The 25296-nt window shown below is 59.2% G+C and carries 15 protein-coding genes; 10 read left to right on the top strand and 5 right to left on the bottom strand.

Going from position 1 to position 25296, the window contains the following annotated elements:
- Positions 1-7: 7 nt before the first annotated feature.
- The 8 genes from pcaD to G6R15_RS20580 all read left to right on the top strand — a co-directional run bounded on the left by pcaD (position 8) and on the right by G6R15_RS20580 (position 7355).
- Complete coding sequence (pcaD, locus tag G6R15_RS20545; RefSeq protein ID WP_164661856.1) at positions 8-796, top strand: 3-oxoadipate enol-lactonase; 789 nt, start codon at positions 8-10, stop codon at positions 794-796.
- 2 nt (positions 797-798) lie between these two features.
- On the top strand, positions 799-1512 hold the full coding sequence (locus G6R15_RS20550; protein ID WP_164661857.1) for an alpha/beta fold hydrolase: 714 nt from the start codon (positions 799-801) through the stop codon (positions 1510-1512).
- The gene (locus G6R15_RS20555) at positions 1512-2849 is read left to right on the top strand and encodes an adenylosuccinate lyase family protein (protein ID WP_164661858.1); all 1338 of its coding nucleotides are present in this window, start codon (positions 1512-1514) and stop codon (positions 2847-2849) included. Before G6R15_RS20550 ends, G6R15_RS20555 begins: the two co-directional genes overlap by 1 nt.
- A 70-nt stretch (positions 2850-2919) precedes the next feature.
- Positions 2920-4119 (top strand): TCR/Tet family MFS transporter, encoded by a 1200-nt coding sequence (locus tag G6R15_RS20560; protein WP_164661859.1) that lies wholly within the window; start codon positions 2920-2922, stop codon positions 4117-4119.
- Positions 4120-4201: 82 nt separating this feature from the next.
- Positions 4202-5293, top strand: a complete 1092-nt coding sequence (locus tag G6R15_RS20565) for a Zn-dependent alcohol dehydrogenase (RefSeq protein WP_164661860.1) — start codon at positions 4202-4204, stop codon at positions 5291-5293.
- A gap of 51 nt (positions 5294-5344) precedes the next feature.
- On the top strand, positions 5345-5710 hold the full coding sequence (locus tag G6R15_RS20570) for a hypothetical protein (RefSeq protein ID WP_164661861.1): 366 nt from the start codon (positions 5345-5347) through the stop codon (positions 5708-5710).
- Positions 5711-5716: 6 nt separating this feature from the next.
- On the top strand, positions 5717-6949 hold the full coding sequence (locus tag G6R15_RS20575; RefSeq protein ID WP_164661862.1) for a mandelate racemase/muconate lactonizing enzyme family protein: 1233 nt from the start codon (positions 5717-5719) through the stop codon (positions 6947-6949).
- 106 nt (positions 6950-7055) lie between these two features.
- Positions 7056-7355: a helix-turn-helix transcriptional regulator gene (locus G6R15_RS20580; protein ID WP_164661963.1), complete on the top strand. Its 300-nt coding sequence runs from the start codon at positions 7056-7058 to the stop codon at positions 7353-7355.
- Between the two features lie 285 nt (positions 7356-7640).
- On the opposite strand, the gene G6R15_RS20585 is transcribed toward G6R15_RS20580, so the two are convergent.
- Complete coding sequence (locus tag G6R15_RS20585) at positions 7641-10598, bottom strand: ABC transporter transmembrane domain-containing protein (protein WP_164661964.1); 2958 nt, start codon at positions 10596-10598, stop codon at positions 7641-7643.
- A 243-nt stretch (positions 10599-10841) separates the two neighbouring features.
- Here G6R15_RS20585 and G6R15_RS20590 point away from each other — a divergent pair, with 243 nt between their 5' ends.
- Positions 10842-11237 (top strand): DUF3307 domain-containing protein, encoded by a 396-nt coding sequence (locus G6R15_RS20590; RefSeq protein ID WP_164661863.1) that lies wholly within the window; start codon positions 10842-10844, stop codon positions 11235-11237.
- 276 nt (positions 11238-11513) lie between these two features.
- Here G6R15_RS20590 and G6R15_RS20595 read toward each other — a convergent pair whose 3' ends face one another.
- The 4 genes from G6R15_RS20595 to G6R15_RS20610 all read right to left on the bottom strand — a co-directional run bounded on the left by G6R15_RS20595 (position 11514) and on the right by G6R15_RS20610 (position 21524).
- A complete protein-coding gene (locus tag G6R15_RS20595) occupies positions 11514-13226 on the bottom strand; it encodes an adenylate/guanylate cyclase domain-containing protein (protein WP_164661864.1) in 1713 nt (570 codons plus the stop codon).
- Positions 13227-13277: 51 nt separating this feature from the next.
- Positions 13278-18131 carry a PKD domain-containing protein gene (locus tag G6R15_RS20600; RefSeq protein ID WP_164661865.1) on the bottom strand — a complete coding sequence of 1618 codons (4854 nt, stop codon included), beginning with the start codon at positions 18129-18131 and terminating at the stop codon, positions 13278-13280.
- A 66-nt stretch (positions 18132-18197) separates the two neighbouring features.
- The gene (locus G6R15_RS20605; protein ID WP_164661866.1) at positions 18198-20552 is read right to left on the bottom strand and encodes a FecR domain-containing protein; all 2355 of its coding nucleotides are present in this window, start codon (positions 20550-20552) and stop codon (positions 18198-18200) included.
- A 501-nt stretch (positions 20553-21053) separates the two neighbouring features.
- Positions 21054-21524 carry an Lrp/AsnC family transcriptional regulator gene (locus G6R15_RS20610; RefSeq protein ID WP_164661867.1) on the bottom strand — a complete coding sequence of 157 codons (471 nt, stop codon included), beginning with the start codon at positions 21522-21524 and terminating at the stop codon, positions 21054-21056.
- A 132-nt stretch (positions 21525-21656) separates the two neighbouring features.
- Here G6R15_RS20610 and G6R15_RS20615 point away from each other — a divergent pair, with 132 nt between their 5' ends.
- A complete protein-coding gene (locus tag G6R15_RS20615) occupies positions 21657-25043 on the top strand; it encodes an indolepyruvate ferredoxin oxidoreductase family protein (RefSeq protein ID WP_164661868.1) in 3387 nt (1128 codons plus the stop codon).
- Positions 25044-25296 lie beyond the last annotated feature (253 nt).

A 25296-nucleotide genomic window follows, 5' to 3' on the forward strand; every position in this document is an offset into this window, starting at 1 on the left:
AAGACTGATGCAGATCGCAGATTTTGGCGACGTTAGGCTACATTATCGCATAGATGGCGACCCGGACGGCGCGCCGGTGGTGTTTTCCAATTCTCTGGGCACGGACATGCGGCTGTGGGATCCGATCTTGCCTTTGTTGCCCAAGGGGCTGAAATTCATCCGTTACGACAAGCGCGGTCATGGCCTGTCGTCCACACCCGACGGGCCCTACACCATGGGCGCGTTGGTACGAGACGTTGAACGGCTGATGGACATGCTCGAAATCAAGGACAGCATGTTTGTCGGCCTGTCGATTGGCGGCATGACGGCGCAAGGGCTGGCGGTCAAACGACTTGATCTGGTGCGCGCTATGGTGCTGTCCAACACTGGTGCCAAGATTGGAACACCCGCAATCTGGGACGAGCGTATCGCGGCCGTCAAGAAAGACGGAATCGAGGCTCTGGCGGATGGTGTGATGGAGCGGTGGTTTTCCAAAGCTTTCCGCGCCACGCCCGAGCTGGAGCTGTGGCGAAACATGTTGGTACGCACACCAAACGAAGGGTATTGGGGCTGTTCCGCCGCCATTTCGGGCACCGATTTCTATACGCCGACCAGTGGATTGCGCCTGCCGGCTTTGGGCATTGCCGGATCCGAGGACGGTTCGACCCCGCCTGATCTGATGCGCGAAACCGTCGATCTGATCCCCGGCTCGCAGTTCCACCTGATCCGCAAGGCCGGACATCTGCCTTGTGTCGAACAACCCGACGAATACGCCCGCGTTCTGACACAGTTCATCCACGACACCGGACATCTTTGAAAATGGCAGATTTCCTATTGGTACACGGCTCTTGCCACGGGGCCTGGTGCTGGCGCGACCTGATCCCGGCGCTAGAAGCTCAGGGTCACACCACCCGCGCAATCGACCTGCCGGGGATGGGCGCAGACCAGACGCCGTTGGGTGAGGTCACACTTGACAGTTGCCGCAAAGCGGTTTTGGCGGCGTCGACCCCCGATACTCTGATTGTGGGTCATTCATGGGGTGGCTATCCGATCAGCGCAGCAGCAGAGGACGCACCAGATGCCGTGCGTGGATTAATCTACCTCTGCGCTTACTTTCCCAAGGATGGCCTGTCGATGGTCGAGAGGCGCAGAGCCGCCCCGCACCAACCCTTAGTCGACGCGGTGTTAAAGTCGAAAGACGGGTTATCTTATACAATTGACTCTAGCCGTGCGCCGGATCTCTTTTACCACGACTGCATGCCCGACACAGTGAACTACGCAATGCAACATCTGTGTCCGCAGCCCATCGCGCCGCAGGCCACGTCGCTGCCGACGGGGGCAGCCTTTTCCAGCGTCCCCAAATCCTACATCCGCTGCGCAAACGACCGGACCATTCCACCAGAATACCAGATCGAGATGACCCGTGACTGGCCAGCGGACCGGGTCCACGTTATGGAGACATCGCATTCCCCGTTCCTGTCCGACCCACGCGGGCTGGCGATGCTTCTGACCCAGATTGAAAGGCAATTCTGATGGCCGCCTCTGTCTTTGACAGCGCACTGTTTTCCCAGCTGTTTCCCACCGGAGAAGTGGGACGTCTGTTCACTGATACCGCCGACTTGCGCGCTATGCTGCTGGTCGAGGGGATGCTGGCCAAGGTACAGGGCGAACAGGGGATCATCCCCGCCGAAAGCGCCGATGCCATCAGCCGTGCAACGATGGAAATATTGATTGACCCCGGTGCGCTAGCAAAGGCCACTGGCCAGAACGGCGTCAGTGTTCCTGCGCTTGTGGACGCCTTTCGAACCGAGATGCAGGCCCCTGAACACGCCCAATACGCCCATTGGGGAGCAACCTCGCAGGACATAATCGACACCGGCCTAATGCTGCGATTGCGACAGGCTCTGGCTTTGCTTGAAAAGGATGTGTGCGCCGCCTTGGCACGTCTTGCTGAGATGGCAGAAGAGCACGCCGATACGCCGATGCACGCCCGCACCTATGGCCAACATGCGACGCCCACCTCATTTGGGGCGGTTGTGGCATCCTGGGGCGAGCCGCTGTTGTCGTTGCTCGGCGAACTGCCAGATCTGCGCCGATCTTGCCTGCTGGTATCTCTGTCCGGCGCAGCGGGCACCGCCTCGGCGCTTGGACCGCAAGCGGCAGAAACCCGCGCTGCGCTGGCCAAATTGCTCAACCTGACTGATCCCGAGCGCACGTGGCACACCGACCGGACGCCGGTGTTGCGCATTGCCGATTGGTGCAGCCGCGTCGCAATCGCCTTTGGCAAGATGGGCGAAGATCTGACCGAGTTGGTCCAAAGCGGGATTTCCGAGATTTCCTTGGACGGCGGCGGATCGTCGTCAACCATGCCGCAGAAACAGAACCCTGTCGGCCCTTCGGTGCTGGTCGCCTTGGCTCGGCAAACCAGCGGGTTGATGCCTGTTCTGCAAGGTGCTGCCGTGCACCGCCACCAACGCGATGGTGCAGCTTGGTTCACCGAATGGATGTGTCTGCCGCAAATCGTACTGGCGGCGGCGTCAAGTGCGCAACAGGGGTTGGCATTGTCTGGCGCATTGATGCCCAAACCCGTGCAGATGCGTGCTGCTCTGGACGGGTCACTAGACCTGATCCATGCCGAGGCGCTGAGCTTTGCCTTGGCCGCTCACCTGCCTCGCCCGGAAGCACAAACCGCAACCAAAGCCCTGTGCAGGGAAGCGCTTGACGCTAACACACCGCTGCGCGAGATCGTTGCCCGCGATTGGCCGAAGTTGGACAGCCAACGCCTGTTCGATCCGGGGCAGCAGATGGGTCTTGCTCCGACAACCGCCCGTGACTTTGCATACCGCGCCCGTGCCGCAGCGAAACCTTGAGGGGCATCTTTCAATCGGGACAGTGCCGACCTAGGGTGCGCTGAAACCCCGTTCACCCGGAGCAATCCCTTTGCGTCTGCCCGTCCTGTTCATCCTGTTCACCGTCATGATCGATGCCATGGGGATTGGTCTGATCATGCCGATCATGCCTGATCTGATCGTCGAGGTGCAGGGCGGAACGCTGGCCGAGGCGGCGCTGTGGGGCGGTGTGCTCAGCACAGTCTTTGCTGTGATGCAGTTCCTGTTCAGCCCGATAATTGGCAACTTGTCTGACAGTGTGGGACGGCGCCCCGTCCTATTGGTGTCGCTTTTCGTGATGGCGCTGGATTATTTGGTGATGGCTGTGGCGGGGACCATGTGGCTGTTGTTAATCGGGCGGATCGTGGGCGGGATCACTGCTGCTACGCACGCCACGGCTGGTGCCTACATCGCCGACATTTCCGAGCCTCACAAAAAGGCTGCGAATTTTGGCCTGCTTGGAGCGGCCTTTGGCATGGGCTTTGTGCTGGGGCCGCTGATCGGTGGTCTATTGGGCGAGTTTGGTACGCGGGCGCCGTTTTATGCCGCTGCCGTCCTGGCGGGGATGAACTTTGTCCTCGGTTGGTTTGTGATGAACGAAACGGTTACCGACAAAACCCGCCGTGCCTTTGACTGGCGTCGGGCCAACCCGTTTGGCGCGTTCAAAGCGATGGCGCAGATCCCCGGCATTGCGAGGCTGCTGCTGGTATATTTCCTATATTCGGTTGCCATCTACGTCTATCCGGCAATCTGGTCTTACTTTACACAAGCGCGGTTTGATTGGGGCCCGCAGATGATCGGTCTGTCACTGGGTGTCTTTGGCATCATGATGGCCATCGTCCAAGGTGGCTTGATCCGACTGGCCCTGAAATACCTCGGTGAACGTCGTACGGTGATCGCAGGAAAGCTCCTGGACCTGTTCAGCTTTGGCTTGTTGGCGTTCATAACCAGCGGTACGCTGGCCCTGTTCTTGACGCCAATATCGGCTCTGGGGGCTGTCGTCTCGCCCGCACTACAAGGGATCATGTCGAAATCGGTGGGCGACGATCAGCAAGGCGAGCTGCAGGGCGTCATGACCGCTGTTCATGCTCTTTCCATGGTCGTCTCGCCCTTGATGATGGCCAGCGTCTTTGCCCACTACACCCGCGAGGGGACAAGCCTTTACCTGCCGGGCGCTCCCTTCCTGGTGGCGATCGTCCTGCTACTGCTGGGTTTAATCGTGTTTATGCGCACACGTATTGCCGTGACGTAATCCCGACGTCTTAATGCCGGTTTCCGGCTTGCAGGAACGAAGTCCGCGCGCCACGGTTATTCCAAGCAAGGGAGAAGACATCATGCAAACCATCAAAGCGGCGGTCTGCCGCGAGTTTAACGCACCGCTGGTGATCGAAGACGTACAGCTCGCCGATCCCGGCATGGGCGAGGTCGAGGTCACCCTGGACGCGGTCGCCATCTGCCATTCCGACATCACCTATGCCAGCGGCGCCTGGGGCGGTCACCTGCCCGCCGTCTATGGTCATGAAGCCGCCGGTATCATCACCAAGGCTGGCACCGCAGTCGGCACATACAAGGAGGGCGACTCGGTTGTCGTGACCCTGATCCGGGCCTGCGGCTTTTGTCCCTCCTGCGCGGGCGGCAAGCCAACGATCTGTGAAACGCCCTACGACACGGTCAAGGGACCGTTGCGTACCGCAGACGGTGGTCCGCTGGAACAGGCCATGGCCTGTGGTGCCTTTGCTGAAAAGGTCGTCGTTGATCACAGCCAAATCGTGAAAATCCCCGAGACGATGGGTAAGGATGTGGCCAGCCTGTTGTCGTGCGGCGTGATTACCGGCGTCGGCGCCGCGGTGAACGCGGCACAGATGCGTCCGGGCCAGGATGTCGTAGTCATTGGTGCAGGCGGCGTTGGTCTCAATGCCATTCAAGGCGCACGGATCGCAGGCGCACGCCGCATCGTGGCCGTCGATATGACCGAAGAAAAACTGGAGATCGCCAAGGAATTCGGCGCGACCCATGGTGTTCTAGCCACTCTCGATGCTCCATGGAAGGCCGCTTATAAAGCGCTTGGTGGACGTGGAGCAGACGTGGTGCTGATCACAGTTGGCGCAATTCAGGCCTATGATCAGGCCCCCCGTTATTTGGGTCGCGGCGGTAAAGCTGTAATGATCGGCATGCCCCATTCCGGCGCGCAGGCAAGCTATGAACCCGTAATCCTGGCCGCCATAGGACAGGGATTGGTGGGGTCGAAAATGGGCGATGTGGTGATCCAGCGGGACATCCCGTGGATGATCGACCTATACGAACAAGGTCGCCTAAAACTGGACGAACTGATCTCGGGCCGCTGGTCGCTGGATCAGATCAACGAAGCGATTGCTGACACCAAGACCGGCAGCGCCAAGCGCAACGTCATCATCTTTGACCGATAACTGAACCGGGCGGGAACTGACCCCGCCCGCATCCCCGCGGGAGCGGAATCCATGCTGAACTTCTTGACCGGCCTGTTCAAACCCCAGGTCGCCAAAGCACCGCCGATCACGTCCGAAACGTCGATGAATTTCGACACGGACAGCGTCGGACCATTCCTGATTGGTTTGTTGAACAATCCGCGCTTTGGCCTGCCGTCCGATCTGCCCGTAGCTATTTCGCAGGCACTGCCCGGCATCCTTGTCGATGGTAAACAGCGCTGGCAGATTGACGGTGATTTCGATGGTGCAAAGGTGCAAATCGATATCGAAGTTTTCATGGACGACATCGACGCGCCGGACATGTACTTTTTCTCGACCCAACCCGTGATTGACGAGATCGAACGGGAATTGACCGCATTTGGCGACCTGATGGAGTAACCCCCCATGAAGCTGCAAGACCTCGACATCATCATCACGGCACCACCCGCGCCCGGTTGGGGCGGGCGCTATTGGATTCTGGTCAAGCTGACCACCGATACCGGCATCACCGGTTGGGGCGAATGCTATGCCTCGTCCATCGGGCCCGAGGCCATGAAACCGGTGATCCGCGATGTGTTTGACCGTCACATGGCAGGCGAAAACCCCGAAAACATCGAGTTGATGTTCCGTCGCGCCTATTCCAGCGGTTTCACCCAACGCCCCGATCTGACGGTTATGGGCGCGTTTTCGGGGCTGGAAATCGCCTGTTGGGACATTCTGGGTAAGGATCGCAACCGGCCAGTGCATGCGCTGCTTGGCGGTCGGATGAATGACCGTATCCGGGCTTACACCTACCTCTATCCGCTACCTCATCACGATCTGAATGAGTTTTGGACCTCGCCCGAATTGGCCGGCGAAAGTGCCGCCGAAATGGTGCGCCGGGGGTATACCGCGATCAAGTTCGATCCGGCTGGGCCTTATACGATGCGCGGCGGCCATATGCCTGCAATGACCGACATCTCGCTGTCAGTGGCATTTTGCAAAGCCATCCGCGAGGCGGTGGGAGATAAGGCCGATCTGCTCTTTGGCACCCACGGGCAGTTCAACACCGCAGGCGCAATCCGTCTGGGCCAAGCGCTGGAACCCTATTCCCCGCTTTGGTTCGAAGAACCCACGCCGCCTGACAACATTAAGGACATGGCCCGTGTAGCACGCAACGTGCGCATCCCGGTGGCCACCGGTGAGCGCATGACCACCAAGGCCGAGTTTGCCGCTGTTTTACGCACCGGTGCGGCCGAGATCCTGCAACCCGCGCTTGGTCGGGCTGGCGGCATCTGGGAGATGAAGAAAGTCGCGGCGATTGCCGAAGTGTTCAACGCTCAGATGGCACCACATCTATATGCGGGTCCCGTCGAATGGGCGGCAAATATCCAACTGGCCGCCTCGATCCCAAACATCCTGTTGGCTGAAAGCATCGAGACCCCGTTTCACGACGCGTTGATCAAAGGTTCTATCCGAGTTCAGGACGGGTTCATCACGCCGCCCGAAACCCCCGGTCTGGGCATTGAGGTAGACGAGGACCTGGCCCGTGCGCATCCCTACTCGGGTGACGGGCTGCACCTGCAAATGCAAGAGCAGCCCTGCGACTACAAGGGCGGCAATGCCTTTCAGGGTGGCGCACCTGCCAAGAAGGGGTGACATTGATCCAGCGGCTGAGGCATTATGCGGTCACGACTTTTTTCAGGAACCCGTGACCGTGACGCTTCAACCCTCTGCCTCTCTTTCGCCAGACACACCTGATAGCATGGCCGCCAGCGCCAGTCAGGCGGCAGCCTATCTCAAGACGTTGGCGCATGAGGGACGGTTGATGATCCTGTGTCACCTGGGCACAGGCGAGCGGTCGGTGGGTGAGTTGGAAGAGTTGTTGCAAATGCGGCAAGCAGCAGTCAGCCAAATGCTGGCACGGCTGCGCGATGAGGGGCTGGTCACCACCCGCCGCGACGGCAAGACCATCTATTATTCGCTGTTGGATCACAAAACCGAGCAAGTCATTGGCCTACTACACAGCTTGTTCTGTTCCCAAGAGCAGTTTCAAGAAGCGTAATTTGCGTTGAAACCACAAAACCGGGGCACTCCCGCACCCGAGCGATCCCGACTTCGTCGGCATCGCTATCGGCCTTGGGCCTAGCGCCGCGCTGCGCGCGGCGCGGTCCCGTCTGTTGCGAATGTTTCGCCCCAAAGGCGAGGCGCAGGCAGCCTTGGGGCATTCCCTCACAATCAATCGCCAACTGCCGAGCGTAGCGAGGCCGGGCCCAACCGGAGGCGATGTCCCGTCAGGGCATCAACGAAGGGCGGGAGCGCTTCGAACTTCTAGCGCCGCTCGCCTGCATCAATTGGACACGTAGCCTGCGACCACTTGCAACAGCTTGAACGCTGTCGCTGCATCATTTTCGACCACCGCCAGAAACTCCTCTTCGCCGATACGCAAACAGGTGATGTCTGTTTCTGCCACCATCGACAGCGCGCGTGGCACCTTGCGGATGAGGCCCAGCTCTCCGACCAAGGTTCCCGCGCCCACGTTGGCAATGAGTTGGTCATCGGCCCCGTCCTGTGGCAGGTACAACCCCGCCTCGCCATCGATCATCATATACGCGCCATCCGTGGGCTCGTCGTCTTTCAGGAACACCACCTCGCCGGCTTTGGCGTCATACCAGCGCGCGCCAAAAGCCAAAAGCCGCAGTTGTCTCCGGTCAAGCTCAGAAAAGATAGGTGTCTTTTCCAGCGCACGCAGTTTGCGCGCCAAATCTGCCGAGGCGACACTGTCCTCTTCGGCTTCGGTTTGGGCCTCTTCGGTGACAATGCGGCCCTGCTGGATCTCCAGGAACACGTCAAAGACACCGGGCGACTGAAACTGATCGTTCAGATAGATCACAGTCGTATCCGGCAACAGCGCCCGCAGGTTCCGATACACAGCCACCTGAGTGTCCATATCATAGCTGTCCAATGCCTTATCCAGGATTAACACGTCCGGCTTCTTGATTGTCGCACGGGTAAAGGCCAGCGGTTCGGCAAAAACAGCCGGCAGGTTTGTTCCGCCCAAGGCAACTGGTACGTCATAGATCAGCTCGATCACCTGCGCCTGCGCGCCATGTTCGGCCAGTGTGTCCGCGATCAGCTTGCGCAGCTCGTCTGACTTTGCGCCGCCGACTTCGCTCACCTTGCCAAAAAGAGCGTTTTCCAGAACAGTCAGGCCGGGTGCATAACTTCCGGGCGACAGCGGCGAGAACACCCCGTCCAGCGATTGCAACAGTTCTGCCGAATGCCCGCGACGGACTTCCAGAATACGCGCTTTGAGTTCCTCCGAGAATGCCGGTCCGATCTGATCAGCCGAGATGCGAAACGGTACCGCCATAAGGTTTGCCAGTTCGGTGTCATCCAACGCAGCCGCCCCGTCAGCCCGAGTCTTTTCGATCAGTTCGACCGCAGTTTCATAGGTCTTGACCTCAAGCCCCAGCTTGCGAAACAGCGGATGATCGGTTCCATCCAGGCCAAAGATCTGGCGCAACATGTCGATCACGTCCTGAGTCAGGCTGACCAATGTTTCATCCACATGCAGCGAGCGAAGCATGGCCAGGAATTCAGTTTGCGAGGCGATCATGTCCTGCGAAATGGCCACCGCTGGCGTCGCAAACAGGAGGTTCTCTGCCACTGGCAGCGCAGGGTTGTAGGTGTCTGGTTCAAAAAGATAGGCTTGCGCCTGCAACCCAGAGTCCTGCATCGCCTGCTGCACGACCGGACGCAATTCGATCAATCGCGCAGCCAGCTCGGGATGATCAGAGGCATCAAACTTTTGCTCGGCGCCGCGCCGGAACAGGGCCGCACCCGACCCCATCCCTTCGATCAAGCGCAACCACCAGGCACGCAATGCAGCCTCGTCGTTCAGACCCGCAAGTGTTGGATCCAACCATTCGGCATCAAAGGGATCTTCACTGTTTCCTGCTCGGACTGCTTCGCGGTGCGCCTTGCCGTCAATGCTGTCACCTTGTGGATGCTGCCGCATTGGCATCATGACGTTGTCGCCAATGCTACCCTGAAACATGACCGGGCGAGATGTGGCATGTCCTATCCGCGATGCAATCACCGCCTGGTGCAGTTCGGATAAATTGTGGTCAGAAACCCGCACTGTACCGCTGGATGGCATGATCTCACGCGTGAGCAGTTCGGCCAGCGCGCGCCGATCCTCTTCGCTGGGTGCCGCGATCCCGATGATACCACCGCCGGGCAGTGTCGCGGTCAGGTCGTCCAGCACCAGGTTGCCATCCGCATCCCGGACCGAGACATGTTTCAACTCGATGTCACCATCCAGCTTGGGGCGGCCTTCCGGTTCGCCCTCAAACAAGTTTTCATCCACCATACCAGGCGGGGCAAAGCGGTCCAGGATCACCTCCCACCGGATCGACATGTCCTGGGTCTGGTTGTAATAGGTCAGCAACTCTTTCCAGGGGGAACTCAGGTCCTTGTAAGCCGCCAGTGCCGCCACCAAAGCACCCAGAGACACGGCTCCCTGCAGCACCAGATAGCCGCCAATGGAAAAGAAGAAAAACGGGGTCAGCTGCGAGATGAAGTTGTTAAGGAACTTCATGAAGAACTTCTTCTGGTAGATTTCGAAGCGAATGTCGAACAGACGCCCCAACTGATCCGTGATCGCCGCACGGCGATACCGCCAGCCGCCATTGGCACGCAGGGTCGATGCCCCGGCAGCACTTTCCCCAATTTGGGCGGCAAGTATGCGCACCTCTTGGATGCGTTTCTTGTTCAGCAAGTTAATCTGCTTTTGCAGCTTTGGGATCAGCCAAGCCTGCAAGGGGATCAGGGCAACAGCGGCCAAACCGAACCAGAAGCTTTGCAAAAACAGAAACGACAAGATGGTGATCATCTGCCCCGCCTGCAGCACCGGCTGGCTGATAGCATCCCCCATCAACCCACCCATCGGCTCGCTTTCAGCGGTGACCATAGACACCATTTCACCCTGGCTGACGCGTTCGAAGTAAGGTTGGGGAAAACGCATGATCCGGGCGATCAGCTGGTATCGGAACCGGCGCAGCATCCGCTCGCTCAACACACCCTTCATCGTGTTGATGCGCATCTTCATAAGCCCGTGCGCCAGCACAGCCAGCAAAAAGCCGGTACATAGAATACCAAGGAAGGTGATCTGATCAAAGGTGTATCCCCAGAGATCAATGGTAGAGCTCGCCGCGCCGATGGCGTCATTGATGATCCGCTTGGGCAGTTCCAACGTCAGGTAGAGTAACGGGAAAAGTGTCGTCGTAATCGCCAGCAAGATCAGCTGGTCACGTTTCGAATACTTCCAGATAAAGCTAAAAATTGAGCGTTCTATGGGACTGTTCCTGAATTGCAGCGTGGCCGGGCACCAGACGGGCAAAACTCGTCAATACGTATCAAACCTACTCTGCGTCACGGTTTGCAGGCAAATGGATTTACGAACGTTCTGTTTGCCCTGTCTGTGAACCAGTTCATTTGCAGCCATCCGGATATGCGCTTAAGCTGAGTCTCGGCAAAACTCGGGAGGATGGCTTTGCCTGAATTGGTCAGCTCTGTGCTGTTGTTGTTTAGCTTGTTGATGGTCAAGCATATGTTTGCGGATTTTTATCTGCAAACACCAAAGATGCTATCTGGACGCTGCCAATATTGGCATATGGGGCGGGCGATGCATGCCGGTGTGCATGTACTGGGCTCTATTTTCGTGTTTCTGATTATGGGCGCGCCGCTGGCATTCATCGCGATCATAGTGGCGCTGGAATGGATCGTCCATTTTAACATCGACTTTGGTAAGGCCAGTTACTCGGAGAAAAAAGCTCTCAACCCGACACAAGGCGCATTCTGGCGCGCGATGGGTTTAGATCAGTGCCTGCACAACCTGACCTATGTGGCGATGACCTGGGCCTGGGTAAGCTACGCAGCGTAACCTCGGTCAATTCCTGACAACCTTGCTTCGCAGTTCAAGGGGGGGCTCCCGCCCGTCGTCGATGCCCCTTCCGGGACACCTCCTCCCGTTGGGCCGGGCCTCGCTGCGCTCGGCGGTTGCACCAGATGGCGGCCGCCAACCGCTGGTGGATCAGTTGGTCATTCTCGTTTTGGCGGGACCGCGCCGGGCCTAGCCCGGTGCTACGCCCAAGACCGCTAGCGGTGTCGACGAAGTCGGGATCGCTCGGGCGCGGGGGCCCCCCGAGAGGAAGTGCCATCAGAGACGAGTGGCAGAATACGCCGGAACTGGATCGGCGTATCCTTTGAGTGGGATCGGTTCAAGCGCGTCAAAGACCACACCGTTTCGATCCAGCGCCGCGTCACGTGTGGCTTGATCGACCAGGACCTGATCCGGGTCAGCCTTGGAACAGAGCCGAGCCGAAAGGTTCACAGTGGAACCCAGCACTGTGAAATCCATCCGATCGCGCGCACCCATAGCCCCCATCACCACCTCGCCCGAAGCGACGCCGATGCCCACATGCAGATTGTGTTCGGGGTGCTCGACAAGAAGCCGCACCATCGCCTGCGTGATCCCCACCGCACATTCCACGGCGCGCAGCTCCATGTCCTCGCCTTCGAAGACGGCAACCAACGCGTCCCCGATAAATTTGTCCACATCGCCGCCGAATTCGGTCACGATATCGGCCTGCACATCGAAATACTGGTTCAGCACTTCGATCACAACTTCGGGCGGCACCCGTTCAGAGAATTCGGTATAGCCGCGAATGTCAGTGAAAATGACCGAGATGCGCCGTCGCTCACCGCCGCGTTCCATCCCTTCGGCCTCGGCCCCTTGGATTGCGGACATGGTGCCGTGCGAGACGAACTTCATCAATTCCATCCGCTCACCCAGATGTGTGATCATCTGGTTGATCCGGCGCGCCAAATCACCGATCTCGTCGCGCGCACGGACATTTTCAACGCGGGCTGCAAAGTTCCCCTCCCCCACCTTTTCAGCAACCGTACCGATGGCCAGGATCGGTCGGGTCAGCTGCCGTGCAAAGATCATCGCCCCTACAGCCGCAATAGCAAATCCGATCAGGCCCACGATCAGGATTTGCCGTGTTATCGCGTTGACCACAGCATAGGCATTGTCTTCGCTCAACTCTGTGATCACCGCCCATTGGAACCAATCGGGAAAGGCATAAGCGCCCAGCATCGCCCTTCCGTCGGGGCGCACATAAGGTTCCAATGCGTCTGCCCGCGCGCCCGCTACGATCAGCGGCATGGTCGAGGCCACGATCTGACGCTGGATCAGCAGTTCGGTGTCACCGCCCAGCGCCCGTCGCCCGGCTTGATCAACGATCGTGATCTCGCCGCGCTGTGCGAATGGGTGGCGACGCACCATATCGCCCAGGATCGACAACTCGATCTTGGCCGCCATCGTCACCTGACGGCCGGCAATCTGGGTCGTGAGCGGCAGCGCCAGCGTGGCCAGCCAATCACCCGTCTCCGGCAGACGGTTCACAACAGGGCGACCAAACTGACCGGTGCCCTCAAACGCCCGGATCAGATCGGGTGACGTTGCCAGGGTGGCCACCGGATCAAGTCCCGCCTGGGCAAGTTTCTCGGCGAACCCTTCGTTTGCCACCAGTATGGGCAAATCCGAGCCTTCGACCGACAGTTGCAGCGCCACGACTTGAGGCAACTCTTCTAACCCCAGAGTCAGCAGAGACACCTTTTGCGGCACCCCCAATTCGTTGCTATCCACCCCGTTTCGGATCACCATTAATGGGGTCAGCCAGCGCCCTTCGAACGTATTGTCAAAAGCTGTGCGCAGCTGTGCGGCCACCGTTGTCAGGTCCTCGTTAGCAGCACTTTTGAGCTCGTCGCGCGACAGCTGCGTCAGATTTTGCCCGACCAGGGCCAGCGGGCCAACGGCAAGCAAAACAGCAAAAACAAAGAACTTGAGGCGCAAAGGGAATCTCATTGACGCCGATCCTAGTTCACAAGTGTAACAACGTCTTCAAAATTCCACGGCTCATTCGCGGGCCACAGCCGTGATCGTCGCCGTGTCGCGCCCGATCCCACATGCGAGCCCGGTGCTGTCCTGCGCGCGAACGGTCACGGTATAGCTGCCGGGCGTAGTAAACCGATGCCGAACCACGGCGCCACTCGCCTCGGTTCCGTCGCCAAAGGCCCAGGTCACTTGCGTGCCCTGCCCGTCTGGATCGCGGACATCTTCCGCAGCAAAGCGCACGACATCATGCGCGGCACCCACCGGAACAATGCGATCGGGTCCTGCGTTCACCACCGAAGGTGCATTGACCAAAATCCGTGCAGCATCCGTGCCAACGTCACATCCAAAAGCGCCGCTGTCATCACGAACGCGCAGACGCACTGTCAGGTCCGCCGCGCTGTCAAAGGTACGATCCACCCGCTGCCCTTCAAGAATGACGCCATCGCTGAACTCCCAGCTCCAATCGGTGATCTGCCCGTCCAGATCACCCGAGGCGCCCGCATCAAATGTGACGGTGTCACCCGGACAAACGATCCGGTCCGGGCCGGCCAGCGCGGTGGGTTCCGAATTCACCCGCACATAAGCCTCTTCATTACGTTGGCTGCTGAGCAGTCCACGTCCGTCATCCATGCTGACGCGCACGGGATACTGGCCGGGGGTCGCAAAGACGTGGTCAACCGACGCGCCCTGAGCCTGGGTGCCATCACCAAAGGTCCAGGTGACTTGGGTGTCATCAGCCACGTTCACGCTCCATGGCGTATCAATACCTGGACAGACTGCCCCGTCAGCAACCAAACCCGCAACAGGAGCGGGGGTGACACGGACCACCTTTTCGACCATTTGCTCGGAGTTTCCGACGCCCGCATCGTCCCAGACGGTCAAGACAACGGCCTTGTCGCCCGGTTCCGTAAAGCGGTGCACAGCCAAAACTGTGTCCGCTGCGCCCCCATCGCCAAAGTCCCAACGAAATCGGGTGATCGCCCCATCTGCATCCGTTGACCCACCACCATCAAACCGCACCGCCTCGCCGACGGCGACCTCGGCCACGACATCAATGACAGGTTCAGGCGCAGCGTTCACGATAACCTTGCGCACAACCGCCAGGTCCGTGCAGCCCTCGGTGCCCCCGGTCAGATTTGTGCGCAGGGTGACGATATACTCGCCCGGCTCGGTAAAGACATGAGACATTTCTTGACCTTGCATTGTGCTGCCGTCCGAAATCTCCCACGAGAACCCTTGGGCTTGTGCACCACTCAATTGCCCCAATTCAGCCGTGAAGGTCGCCGGCATTCCAACCGCCGCACGATCCGAGCCCCCAATCGTAAGCGTTGGGGCCGAAACCACGGTGATATTGGCCACATCGCTGTCCAGTGGGCTACAAGCGCCGCGCGCCTCCCCGGTGATGGTCAGGGTCACGGCATAGGTGCCGGGACGTTTGAAGATATGCACCGGGGCCTCGCCGCTTCCGGTATTGCCATCTCCGAACGTCCACGAAAACGCATTGACCGCCCCATCCGCATCCGTGGACCCAGAGCCGTCAAATCGCACCTGCTGGTTTGAACAGACGGTCCGGTCGCCTCCGGCATTTGAAATAGGGCCTTCGCGCACCAAGGCCGCGATGCGGTCGATGTCGGTGCCGTATAGCGTCCCCGTCTCGTTTCGCACGGTCAGAGTGACGGGGTAGACCCCTGGTAGTTCATAGGTCTTGGTCGGGTTGATCAGATCCGAGTCGCTGCCGTCGCCAAAGTCCCACGCGTAAAGCAGCAACCCACCATCCGGGTCGGCACTGTCAGAGGCGTCGAACAGGATCGGTTCCCCCGAGCACACATCGCGATTTCCGCCCGCATCAGCCAAGGGACGTGCACGGATGTTGACGCGGGTGGCGTCGATGGCACGAGCATTGGACAGGCCGGTGCCATCGTCTACGCGCAGCGTCACCGGAAACACCCCCGAGCGGGGGTAGACATGGGTCACTTGCGTCCCATAAGCGGCAGGCGATCCGTCGCCAAAGTCCCATTCATACATCAGCGCATCGCCATCGGCGTCTTTAGATTGCGAGCCATCAAAGGCGACATAGAGCTTGTCTGTATCGATGTCCGGCCCCGCCTCGGCCACCGGCGGATGGTTCACCCGGATCGTCATATCGTCGCCGGCGGTACTGTTCAGAACGCCACTGTCATCGGTTACCAGCAGCTGCGCCGACCAGACGCCGGGTGTGGGATAGTGGCGCTCAACCGTGCGCGCCTCGAGCGGTTCGCCCAGATCGTCGAACTCCCAGCGGTAGTTGGTCACCTGCCCGTCACTGTCAAAGCTCTGACCTGCATCAAACTGCAATGTGTCACCTGGCGCAATCAGGCGGTCTGCGCCTGCCACCGCCACGGGCGGTGCATTGACTGTTATGAAAACCTCGGATTCATCTTCGGCTGCGCCACCGTGAAAATTGTCGCGTACCATAAGGCCAACCCGGTAAAGACCAGGTTCGTTGATCGTGTGTGCGGCGCGCAGCCCTTCGATGGTTTGACCATCCGGGAAGGTCCAGATGTATTCGGAAATCTCTCCGTCCGGGTCGACCGAAGCGCGGCCCGAAACCACGAATTCCTCACCCGGGGCTACCACCTGCGCCGGGCCTGCGTCAGCAATTGGCGTGGCATTGACCGTTACCTGCATCGTGGCACGGTCAGTGTTGAGCGGCGCGCCGCTGTCGTCGCGCACCGTCAAGGCGACTTCATAAGTGCCGGGGCGCAGATAAGCGTGTTTGACGTTCTGGCCTGCCGCCGCGCCGCCATCACCGAAATCCCAGAGCCATTCGGTCACAGTGCCGTCCGGATCGACCGACCCACCGCCCGAAAATGTCACCTCGCTCGCCGTCACGAACTGATCAGGACCGGCATTTGCCTCGGGCGCGGCATCTACGCGGATGGTACGGGAAAAGGATTGCAGCGCAGATTCGGTGCCGCTGTCATCTTCGACTGTCAGCGTGACGGTGTATTCGCCAGCGCGGGTCCAAGCGTAATCGACCGCAGGCCCCTCGCCCATGGCGCCATCGCCAAAGTCCCAGATATAGGACAGGATTTGCCCGTCTGCGTCTGCGGATGCAGAGCCATCAAGCATCGCCAGTTCCGAGACGGACACCGGCCGATCCGGGATGGTGAATGTGGGTTCCGGTGGCGCGTTGACCTCAACCCGCATGCCGTCGGTGGCCAGGTTGTTGGCCACACCGCTGTTGTCGATGACAGTCAGCAGCACCTGATACGACCCACTCTTAGCGTATTGGTGAGTGATAGTTTCACCTTCCAGAACGGTTCCGTCGCCCATGGACCAGCGATAGGTGTTGATCAAACCATCCACGTCATAGCTGGCCCCGCCCGTGACGATAACCGTCTGGCCGATAATTGCGCTCCGATCGGTTCCGGCCTCGGCCACGGGGGCAAAGTTCACAACCACGCGGCGCGTCGCGAGACCCACGTTACAGGGGTGTTTGCTGTCATCCTTGACGCGCAGAACAGCGCGATATTGGCCGGGGGTTTTGTAGACATAGGCCGTTTTGGCGCCTTCGGCCTTGCCGCCATCGCCAAAGGTCCAGCCGTAGCCGGTGATCGGACTGTCCGAAGGTTGCGAGCTTGATCCGTCAAAGTCCACCGTCTGGCCCGGAGCCACAACGATGTCAGAACCGGGTACAGCTACGGGCGCGTTGCGGATATGGACAGGCACGGTCACCTCATCCCCGCGACCAGGGCGGGTGCCGGGGTCGAGCACCCGCAGACGCGCAATGTAGCGGCCCGGATCGGCATAGCGATGTGCCACAACCGGTTCGGTCGAACTGTTGCCGTCGCCAAACTCCCACTGATAGCCCAAGGGTGTCAGGCCGATGGAACGGCTGCCATCAAAAGCGACCGAGCGGCAATCAGCCAGCGGACGCCCGGTTCCGATGGCGGTGGGTCGCGACGGCTCGGGCGCCAGTTTCGGCGGCATGTTCAGGGGCACGGGATCACCCGCCGCATCAAAGACGGCCAATGTCACGTCGTTTGGTGTCTCGAACCCGCCTTGCAGGCTGATCGCTAGATTGGTTTCGTTCGTATCCACCGTGTCCGAGGTCCAGAAATCCTGCCCCGAGATACGCAGGCCCAGATCGCCATAGTCCGTCACCAGCGCCAGATCGCCATTGGCCCCGTCAAAACTCTGAACCTGAAACGGACCGTCGGTTGTGCGGGTGAACCACACCTGAGTTGCTGTGCCGCCAGCCGACCAACGCACGGTTGGACGATATGCAAACATCTCTAACCCGACTGGCGCACGCGCGCGGTCGCGCGACAGGCTAACACCGAGGGTGTAACCATTGCCGTCATTGCCCTTGCTGCCTTGAACATCGATGCGGAAATAGGCGCGACCATCCACAACTTCGCCTTGACGCGCACGCAGCGCGCCCAGATTAACCCACTTCCCATCCGTGGTGCGATCCGAAGCCCAGGCCTTTTCCTTGACCAGCTTGCCGGGTTGTGTGACCGGATCATAGGGGATCAAACGCGGCTCGCGCGCGCCGTCGGCAACCGGTTTGGGTCGATTGGCATCGGTGTAGGCTCCAGCACCGCCAAACACCCTAAACGTGGTTTCAGAGTCGCCCGCCCCGCCATAGGTAAAGTCATTTTCACCCGCGACCTCGGGGTCGAAAATCCGCACGTAAACGCGGTCTTTTAGATCGGCGGGGACGCTGAAGAACACCTGTTCTCGGCGGTCGACATCTCCCTCGCGTGAAGGAGCTTGGGGACCGTAGACCACAAGCAAACCGTCCGACACTGTTGCAGGCTGTGCAGCAACTTGTACGGACGACAAAACCATAGCCAGCGCGGCAGCTGCGCAGCCTTTCATCCACCACATGTTCCGTTCCCCTCTGCCGTTCCATATCGGACCGTTCCAGCGCCCCCACGCCGGTTGGGTCTTGGGTTATTCGAAGGCGGTGTTTCCCGCGTAGTCTTCGATAATAAGTTCAACCAGCTCCAGTTCGCCGGTTTCGGGCGGCAGCACCGCCCGGCAGAATCCGCTGACACTTTCGCAGCGCAAAAATCCCTCTATTTCGACCCCATCGACGCTGATCACAAACGGGGCCGCCTGACGCAGGCCGGATGCATCGCGGGCCTGTACGTCAATTTCAATCGGGCCGCCTTCGCCCTGAGGGCGCCCCAATTCGACGTTCAGAACCTCGGGCGGGTCCACGTCCAAAAGCGTGTTCAACCGCGTGACGCTCACGTTGCCAACAGCGTCCACAGCCACCAGCTCGAACGCATTTGGTCCTGGCGCGAGCGTTACGGTCAGATCGAACCGCCCGTTGACCATGGGCAAATCCGTTCCATTGAGCATCAGCCGAACTGCATCCCCGGTCGCACCGGTCACCGACAGCACCTCATCCGATGTTGCGCGCGGTGGTGGCAGGTCCAGCTTAATCTCGGGCGCAATCTGATCGCGAAGTGCGGCAAACGTCAGCGCCCCTTCGACCGCACCACCGGGTGCCAGAATCTGGATAGTGAATTCGCGTGATGCTTCATTCACGGGCACGGTAAAGCCGATCTCACCAGCTGCCCCCACTTGCGTTTGGACAACCACATTTTGCAATGCATCCCGGACAAACACCGCTGCCCCCGGCTCTGCCGTCGTCCTGGCGGTTACCGAGAGTTGATCCGTGCGCGACGCCAGCGCCTGATCCACACGCGCTATCTGATCGGACAGTGCAATTTCAACCTCGGCCGAAGGACGATAGATTACCGATTGACTGCGGCGGCTGGTATTGCCCGCCAGATCAATTGCCACCACTTCTATCACGTTCTCGCCGGGCGTAAGCTCCACATCGGCCACAAAACTGCCATCCCCGTCAACTTTGAGCGGCTTGCCGCCCAGCGTCAGGGTCGCTTCCAGCTCGGTCGCGCCCAAAACCTCGATCCGAGGTTGGGTGGCGATGGTACCCGAGGCCGGTGACATCAAGGTCAAGAAAGGCGGTGTGTTGTCGATCCGCAACGTGAAGTCGCGCGGCGTGCTCCATTCGCCGGGCAGCCCCAGCTTGTCGAGCGCTGCCACCCGCCAGTGATAGCGTGCAGGTTTCAACCCGCTGGCAGCAAAGGCCGTGTCACGGATACCCCATTCTGAAATCTGCATCTGGTTGAAACCCGGATCGCTGGCGACCTCGAGCCAATAGGCCTCGGCGTCGGCAAAAACTTCCCAGCTGAGGCTTGCGGTTTCAGAGTAGAGGATCTGACCCGTACTTGGCAGATTAAGCAGCGGACTTGTCAGCACTTCGGCGCGTTGCGCACCAGTTCCTGCGATCACCACACCTTCGTTTTCACCCAATTCAAACGTCTGGCCGTCACGCTCAATTTCAAGCCCCGGCGTATCATAGTTCACAAAGCGCGCGCCGCTTTGATCGTTCTTAATCCAGAAATCTGCCGAATTTGTCGTCGTCTCGATCCCCGGCACGTCGATCTCGAATGTGGTCTTGTCGGACAGTTGGTTCAACAGCGCATAAAAATCCCCCTCGGCCAGCGACACCTTGGTCACTTCGCCACCGGTCAGCGGGTCTGAGCGCATGCGCTGGATGGTGGCGTTGGAGTTCGGGTTCAGCCGCAACCGGCTGAGGTCGCGGAACGTGACCTGGGTTGTGCTGGCCGACAGAGTGCGGATGCGTTCAAACTCGACCAGAATGTCGTTTCGATCGCGGTTCGACCAACTTGGCTCGACCGGTGCCCGACCTTCGACATCGCCCTGCACATCAGAAACCACAGCCTCGGCAGCGCGATCCCGTTGCGTGATTGAAATGTCCAAAGCCTCTTGAGCGAAGTCCCGGGCAACCCCAGCAAAGCTCACCACCTGCCGCCATTCGCCAGTCTCGCGTTTCGTAACTGCTTCCTCGCGGCTATCGATGGCCTGGCCAATCTCTTCAGGTGCAAAAATTCGGGCACCTTCAGCGTTGGCCTTTTGAATTGCATGCAAGGACGACAACAGGGCCGCATCAGCTGCGGCAACCTGCTTCACCGGCAACCGCAGCTCGATTCCAGGAACGAGGTCCGCAGAAGACCCAATGTTGTTTAGTTTCAGAACCGCTGGCCACAAATCCGGATCACGAAGATATTCGCCCACGACACCGCGGATGGTATCGTTCTCACCAAAACGGACGACCTCTAGCGGAGCGTCCATCGGATCGGTTTCAGCATGCGCCACGCCAAACAACAAAGTCGCAGACCCAAGTACCACCGGCACAGACATGTGCGCGATGTGTCCAACTTTTCTAAGCAAGGCATTTGTCAACTTCATTCTGCTTGCTCCCACAGCCAGCCAAACCGAAGTGATTAAAAAGTATTGATACAAATTCTTCGCGATCGCCCTCGATACGCAAGAAAAATGCAAAACGTAACGGTAACGGTACAGCAATTGTCGCCTGATTGGGTGCAGATCGTCAAATTATTTCGAATTGTTCACAAATCACGCACCGGGAAGCGGCGCAAATTTGCGCGCCCCGTGTTGGCGTTGCATGGTAAGGTACCGAACACTAGCGTCTATTCAATTCAAATCCAAAATGGAGGTTAAAATGTTGTTTCGCATGAAAGTCCTCGCTGCAATTCTTGCCGTATCCGCCTGCTCGACACAGTCCGGTTCTTTGCAATCAATTCAGAGTGGCGCCCCCACTCAGGCAGCCACCAGCGCTGCACAAAGCACTTGCCCGAACGCAACGTTCTACACCCAGTCACCGAATGACGCCTCGAAATACTGGTTCCTTTGCTAATTCGATCCAGCCTTCTTTGACGGAATCACCTGTCACACCAATGCGCTGCCACCCCGCTTGATCGTGCGCAGCACCACGTTGGTCTGTGCGCTGGCCACAGCCGGCAGGCGAAAAAGGAAATCTTCGAGAAACCGATTGTATCGGTCTAGGTCAGCGCACAACACCCGCAAGTGATAGTCCGATTGTCCGGTGGTTGCGAAACACTCCTGCACTTCGGGGCTGGTTTCAACGGCGCGAATAAAATCGACGATCTTTTCCGGGTCATGTCGGGTCAATTGCACATGAACGATGGCCTGGAACCCCAACCCCATCGCCTTTGGGTTTACCACAACGCCATAGCGTTCAATGACGCCCGTATCTTCAAGCACTCTTACACGCCGCCAAAGGGCCGATGTGGACATTCCAACGGCATCTGCCAAATCGGCGTTCGAGATTCGACTGTCTTGCAGCAGCAGCTTCAGGATTTGGTAGTCCCGGTCATCAAGATTGACAGATTGGTTCATTTTCTCACCAATTCATTGTATACTGAATGTTTTTGCCAAAACTTATCACTTCCGCGCAAGAATTGGAACAAACAACCAGAATATTTGGGACACACTAGGGGATAGCCCGGAATCCAAAGGTGACTCTAAGCCATGACACAGCACACGCCGAACCTGCGCCCCTATCAACTCTCGAATCGCTATACCAACACAACGGGTCGCGTCTTTCTGACCGGAACACAGGCTCTTGCTCGGATTATGATGGATCAGGCCCAAAGGGATCGCGCGGCAGGGTTGAACACCGCAGGCTTTGTCTCGGGCTATCGGGGTTCGCCGCTTGGCGGGTTGGACTTGGAGCTGTGGCGCGCGCGTGATCGGTTGGCTGAGGAGGAGATTGCCTTTATGCCGGCCGTGAACGAGGATCTGGGCGCGACGGCCGTTCTGGGTGCCCAACAGGCCACGCTGGACCCGCATTGCGAGGTCGAGGGCGTGTTTTCCATGTGGTATGGCAAAGGCCCCGGTGTGGATCGATCAGGGGATGCACTGAAACATGGCAACGCCTACGGCTCGGCCCCCAAGGGCGGCGTTCTGGTGGTGGCTGGTGATGATCACGGCTGCGTCTCCAGCTCGATGCCGCACCAATCCGACGTGGCCTTCATGACCTGGTTCATACCAACCCTGAACCCGGCATCTGTCGAGGAATATCTGGAATACGGCGAATACGGCCTGGCATTGTCGCGGTTCTCTGGCACTTGGGTCGGGTTCAAGGCGATCAGTGAAACGGTGGAAAGTGCGCGCTCGGTCGAGCTGCACCCGGATCGCACGTTCGAGCTGCCGCAGATTGACTTGCCCGCTGGCGGTCTGCATGTGCGCTCAGCGGACCTGCCCTCGCCCGAAATCGAAACCCGCATGCAGCACAAGCTGCGCGCCGTACGCGCCTTTGCCGAAGCCAACCCGATCGACAGCCGCGTCTATGACATCAAGGGCGCGAAATTCGGCTTTGTCACCACGGGCAAGGGTCATCTGGACCTGTTAGAAGCGCTGCGCCTGCTGGGATTGGACGAGGGCAAGTGCCGCGAACTGGGCATCGACATCTACAAGGTCGGCATGGTCTGGCCGCTGGCGCGTCGCAATGCCTTGCGGTTCGTGAAGGGCAAAGCCGAGGTGTTGGTGGTCGAGGAAAAGCGCGGCATCATCGAGAGCCAGTTCAAAGAGTATTTCTATGATTGGCCCGGCGACAAACCCCACAAGATGGTCGGCAAATACGACAGCCACGGCGAACCTCTGATCCCCTGGACCGGAGAGTTGAGCCCGCTGATGCTGGCCCCCATCGTCGCTGCAAGGCTAGACGCGTTCTTCCCCGACGAAGGCCTGCCCGCCAAAGCCAAGGCACTGATCGACACCCCGCCGCAGTTGATCAACGTACCGGGCGCGACCCGCACGCCGTATTTCTGCTCAGGCTGCCCGCACAACAGTTCAACCAAAGTGCCTGACGGGTCCACTGCCGCCAGTGGTATCGGCTGCCATGTGATGGCGTCGTGGATGGATCGCCAGACCGTCGGTTATGCCCAGATGGGCGGTGAAGGGGTGCCGCATGTGGTTGCGTCTAAGTTCAACGGTGGCAAGCATATCTTTCAGAATCTCGGCGAAGGGACCTGGTATCACTCCGGCTCTCTGGCGATCCGTCAGGCGGTCGCTGCCAACACCAACATCACCTACAAGATCCTCTACAACGACGCCGTCGCAATGACTGGCGGACAGCCAGTTGATGGCCCGGTGAGCGTACATGGCATCGCCCAGACCTGCCGCGCCGAAGGCGTGAAACGGATCGCACTGGTGTCGGACAACATCGACAAGTTCTCGCGCTCTGATTTCCCGGCGAGCACGTCATTCCACGACCGCAAGGAAATGGATCAAGTCCAGCGCGAGCTGCGCGAGATCCCTGGCGTCACCGTGTTGATCTATGAGCAGACCTGCGCCACCGAAAAGCGCCGCCGCCGCAAGCGGGGCACTATGGACGACCCCAAGCGGTTCGCCTGGATCAACGATCTGGTTTGCGAAGGCTGCGGTGACTGTTCGGTCGCATCCAACTGTCTGAGCGTCGAGCCGCGCGAAACTCCCCTTGGTCGCAAACGCAAGATCAACCTCAGCTCGTGCAACAAGGATTTTTCTTGCCTTGACGGGTTCTGTCCCAGCTTTGTCACCGTCGAAGGCGCCACCCGGCGCAAACGTGCGGTCACGCTGGATCTGGAAACTGTCGAGGCCGGGCTGCCCACCCCCGACCTGCCACCACTCGCAGACCCTTTTGACCTGCTGGTCACGGGTGTGGGCGGCACTGGCGTTGTCACCGTTGGCGCTCTGATCACTATGGCCGCACATCTTGAGGGCAAAGGCAGTTCGGTGCTGGATTTCACCGGTTTTGCGCAGAAATTCGGCACAGTGCTGAGCTACATCCGCCTGGGCGCCACGCCCGAGGCGCTCAACCAAGTTCGGATCGATCAAGGTATGGCGAATGCGGTGATTGGCTGTGATATGGTCGTGAGTTCCGCCCCCAAGGCGTCAGCACACTACCGTGCGGGCACTCGCGTGGTTCTGAACCGGGCGGAAATGCCCACCGGTGATCTGGTCCTGCGCCGCGACGCGCAGTTGAAAGTCGACACCCGCGAGGTCGAGATTTCACGCGTTGTCGGCGAGGGCAATGTGGCCGGGTTCGATGCCAATGGGCTGGCCGAACAGGTGCTGGGTGACACGGTTTTTGCCAATGTGATGATGCTGGGCTTTGCCTGGCAAAAGGGGCTGGTCCCGGTCGAACAGATGTCCCTGTCGCAGGCGATCCTGTTGAACGGTGTGGCCGTTGAGAAAAACAAACTGGCGTTTGCCGTGGGGCGTGCGATGGCCGCCGATCCGGCGCGCATGAAAGACATGATCGCGCCCGAAGAAAAGCCGGAAACATTGGATCAGATGATTGCACGGCGCGCCGAGTTCCTGACTGGTTATCAGAATGCGACCTATGCCAAACGCTTTACAGACCGGATTGCAAAACTCCGCACTCGTACGTCGGACGCCGTGACTGAAACCGCGGCACGCAACCTGTTCAAGCTGATGGCCTACAAGGACGAATTCGAGGTGGCGCGCCTGATGACAGGGCAGGGTTTTGCCAACGAGTTGGCCGAGAAGTTCGAAGGGGACTTTATCGTCAAATACCACATGGCTCCGCCGATCCTGAACTTTGGCAAGGACGGGCGTGGCCGCCCTGCCAAGCGCACGTTTGGTCCCTGGATGCGCACGGTTTTGGGCCTACTGGCCAAGGGGAAATCCTTTCGAGGTTCGGCACTGAACCCGTTCGGCTTTCATAGCGAGGCCAAGATGCACCGTGAAACGCTCGTCTGGTACGAAGGGTTGTTGGATCAGGCACAGGATAGCGAAACTTGGCAAGCCATCCTGTCTGCTGCAGATGACATTCGCGGATATGGTACGGTCCGAGAACAAGCCGTTAAGCAGGCGCGGGCAAAAACCGATTTGCTCCTAGAAGCTCATTGATGTTTCCACTGCCGTCTTCCAACCAAGAAACTCTCTCCTCTTGTGGAGGGGGTCCAGTGAGGCGAAAGCTCTTTTCCCCAGAGCCGGGAAGTTGCTTTCCTAGTTGATCAGATAATTGCAAAAATAGCGGAACACATCGATCGTCTGTCTGAGGTTGATCAGAGAAGAGTTTGTCGCCGATCTACCCCGGCGACCAGTCCTCGAAGAGACACTCCAGTTCGATGCCGTACGTCTTGTGTTTCTCAAGTTAGCC

This window comes from Tropicibacter sp. Alg240-R139 (genome assembly GCF_900537075.1).
GTDB lineage: Bacteria > Pseudomonadota > Alphaproteobacteria > Rhodobacterales > Rhodobacteraceae > Falsiruegeria.

Coding starts and splice junctions, on each gene's coding strand:
- pcaD (WP_164661856.1), top strand. CDS start 8: ATGCAGATCGCAGATTTTGGCGACGTTAGGCTACATTATCGCATAGAT.
- G6R15_RS20550 (WP_164661857.1), top strand. CDS start 799: ATGGCAGATTTCCTATTGGTACACGGCTCTTGCCACGGGGCCTGGTGC.
- G6R15_RS20555 (WP_164661858.1), top strand. CDS start 1,512: ATGGCCGCCTCTGTCTTTGACAGCGCACTGTTTTCCCAGCTGTTTCCC.
- G6R15_RS20565 (WP_164661860.1), top strand. CDS start 4,202: ATGCAAACCATCAAAGCGGCGGTCTGCCGCGAGTTTAACGCACCGCTG.
- G6R15_RS20570 (WP_164661861.1), top strand. CDS start 5,345: ATGCTGAACTTCTTGACCGGCCTGTTCAAACCCCAGGTCGCCAAAGCA.
- G6R15_RS20575 (WP_164661862.1), top strand. CDS start 5,717: ATGAAGCTGCAAGACCTCGACATCATCATCACGGCACCACCCGCGCCC.
- G6R15_RS20580 (WP_164661963.1), top strand. CDS start 7,056: ATGGCCGCCAGCGCCAGTCAGGCGGCAGCCTATCTCAAGACGTTGGCG.
- G6R15_RS20590 (WP_164661863.1), top strand. CDS start 10,842: ATGGCTTTGCCTGAATTGGTCAGCTCTGTGCTGTTGTTGTTTAGCTTG.
- G6R15_RS20595 (WP_164661864.1), bottom strand. CDS start 13,226: ATGAGATTCCCTTTGCGCCTCAAGTTCTTTGTTTTTGCTGTTTTGCTT.
- G6R15_RS20600 (WP_164661865.1), bottom strand. CDS start 18,131: ATGTGGTGGATGAAAGGCTGCGCAGCTGCCGCGCTGGCTATGGTTTTG.
- G6R15_RS20605 (WP_164661866.1), bottom strand. CDS start 20,552: ATGAAGTTGACAAATGCCTTGCTTAGAAAAGTTGGACACATCGCGCAC.
- G6R15_RS20610 (WP_164661867.1), bottom strand. CDS start 21,524: ATGAACCAATCTGTCAATCTTGATGACCGGGACTACCAAATCCTGAAG.
- G6R15_RS20615 (WP_164661868.1), top strand. CDS start 21,657: ATGACACAGCACACGCCGAACCTGCGCCCCTATCAACTCTCGAATCGC.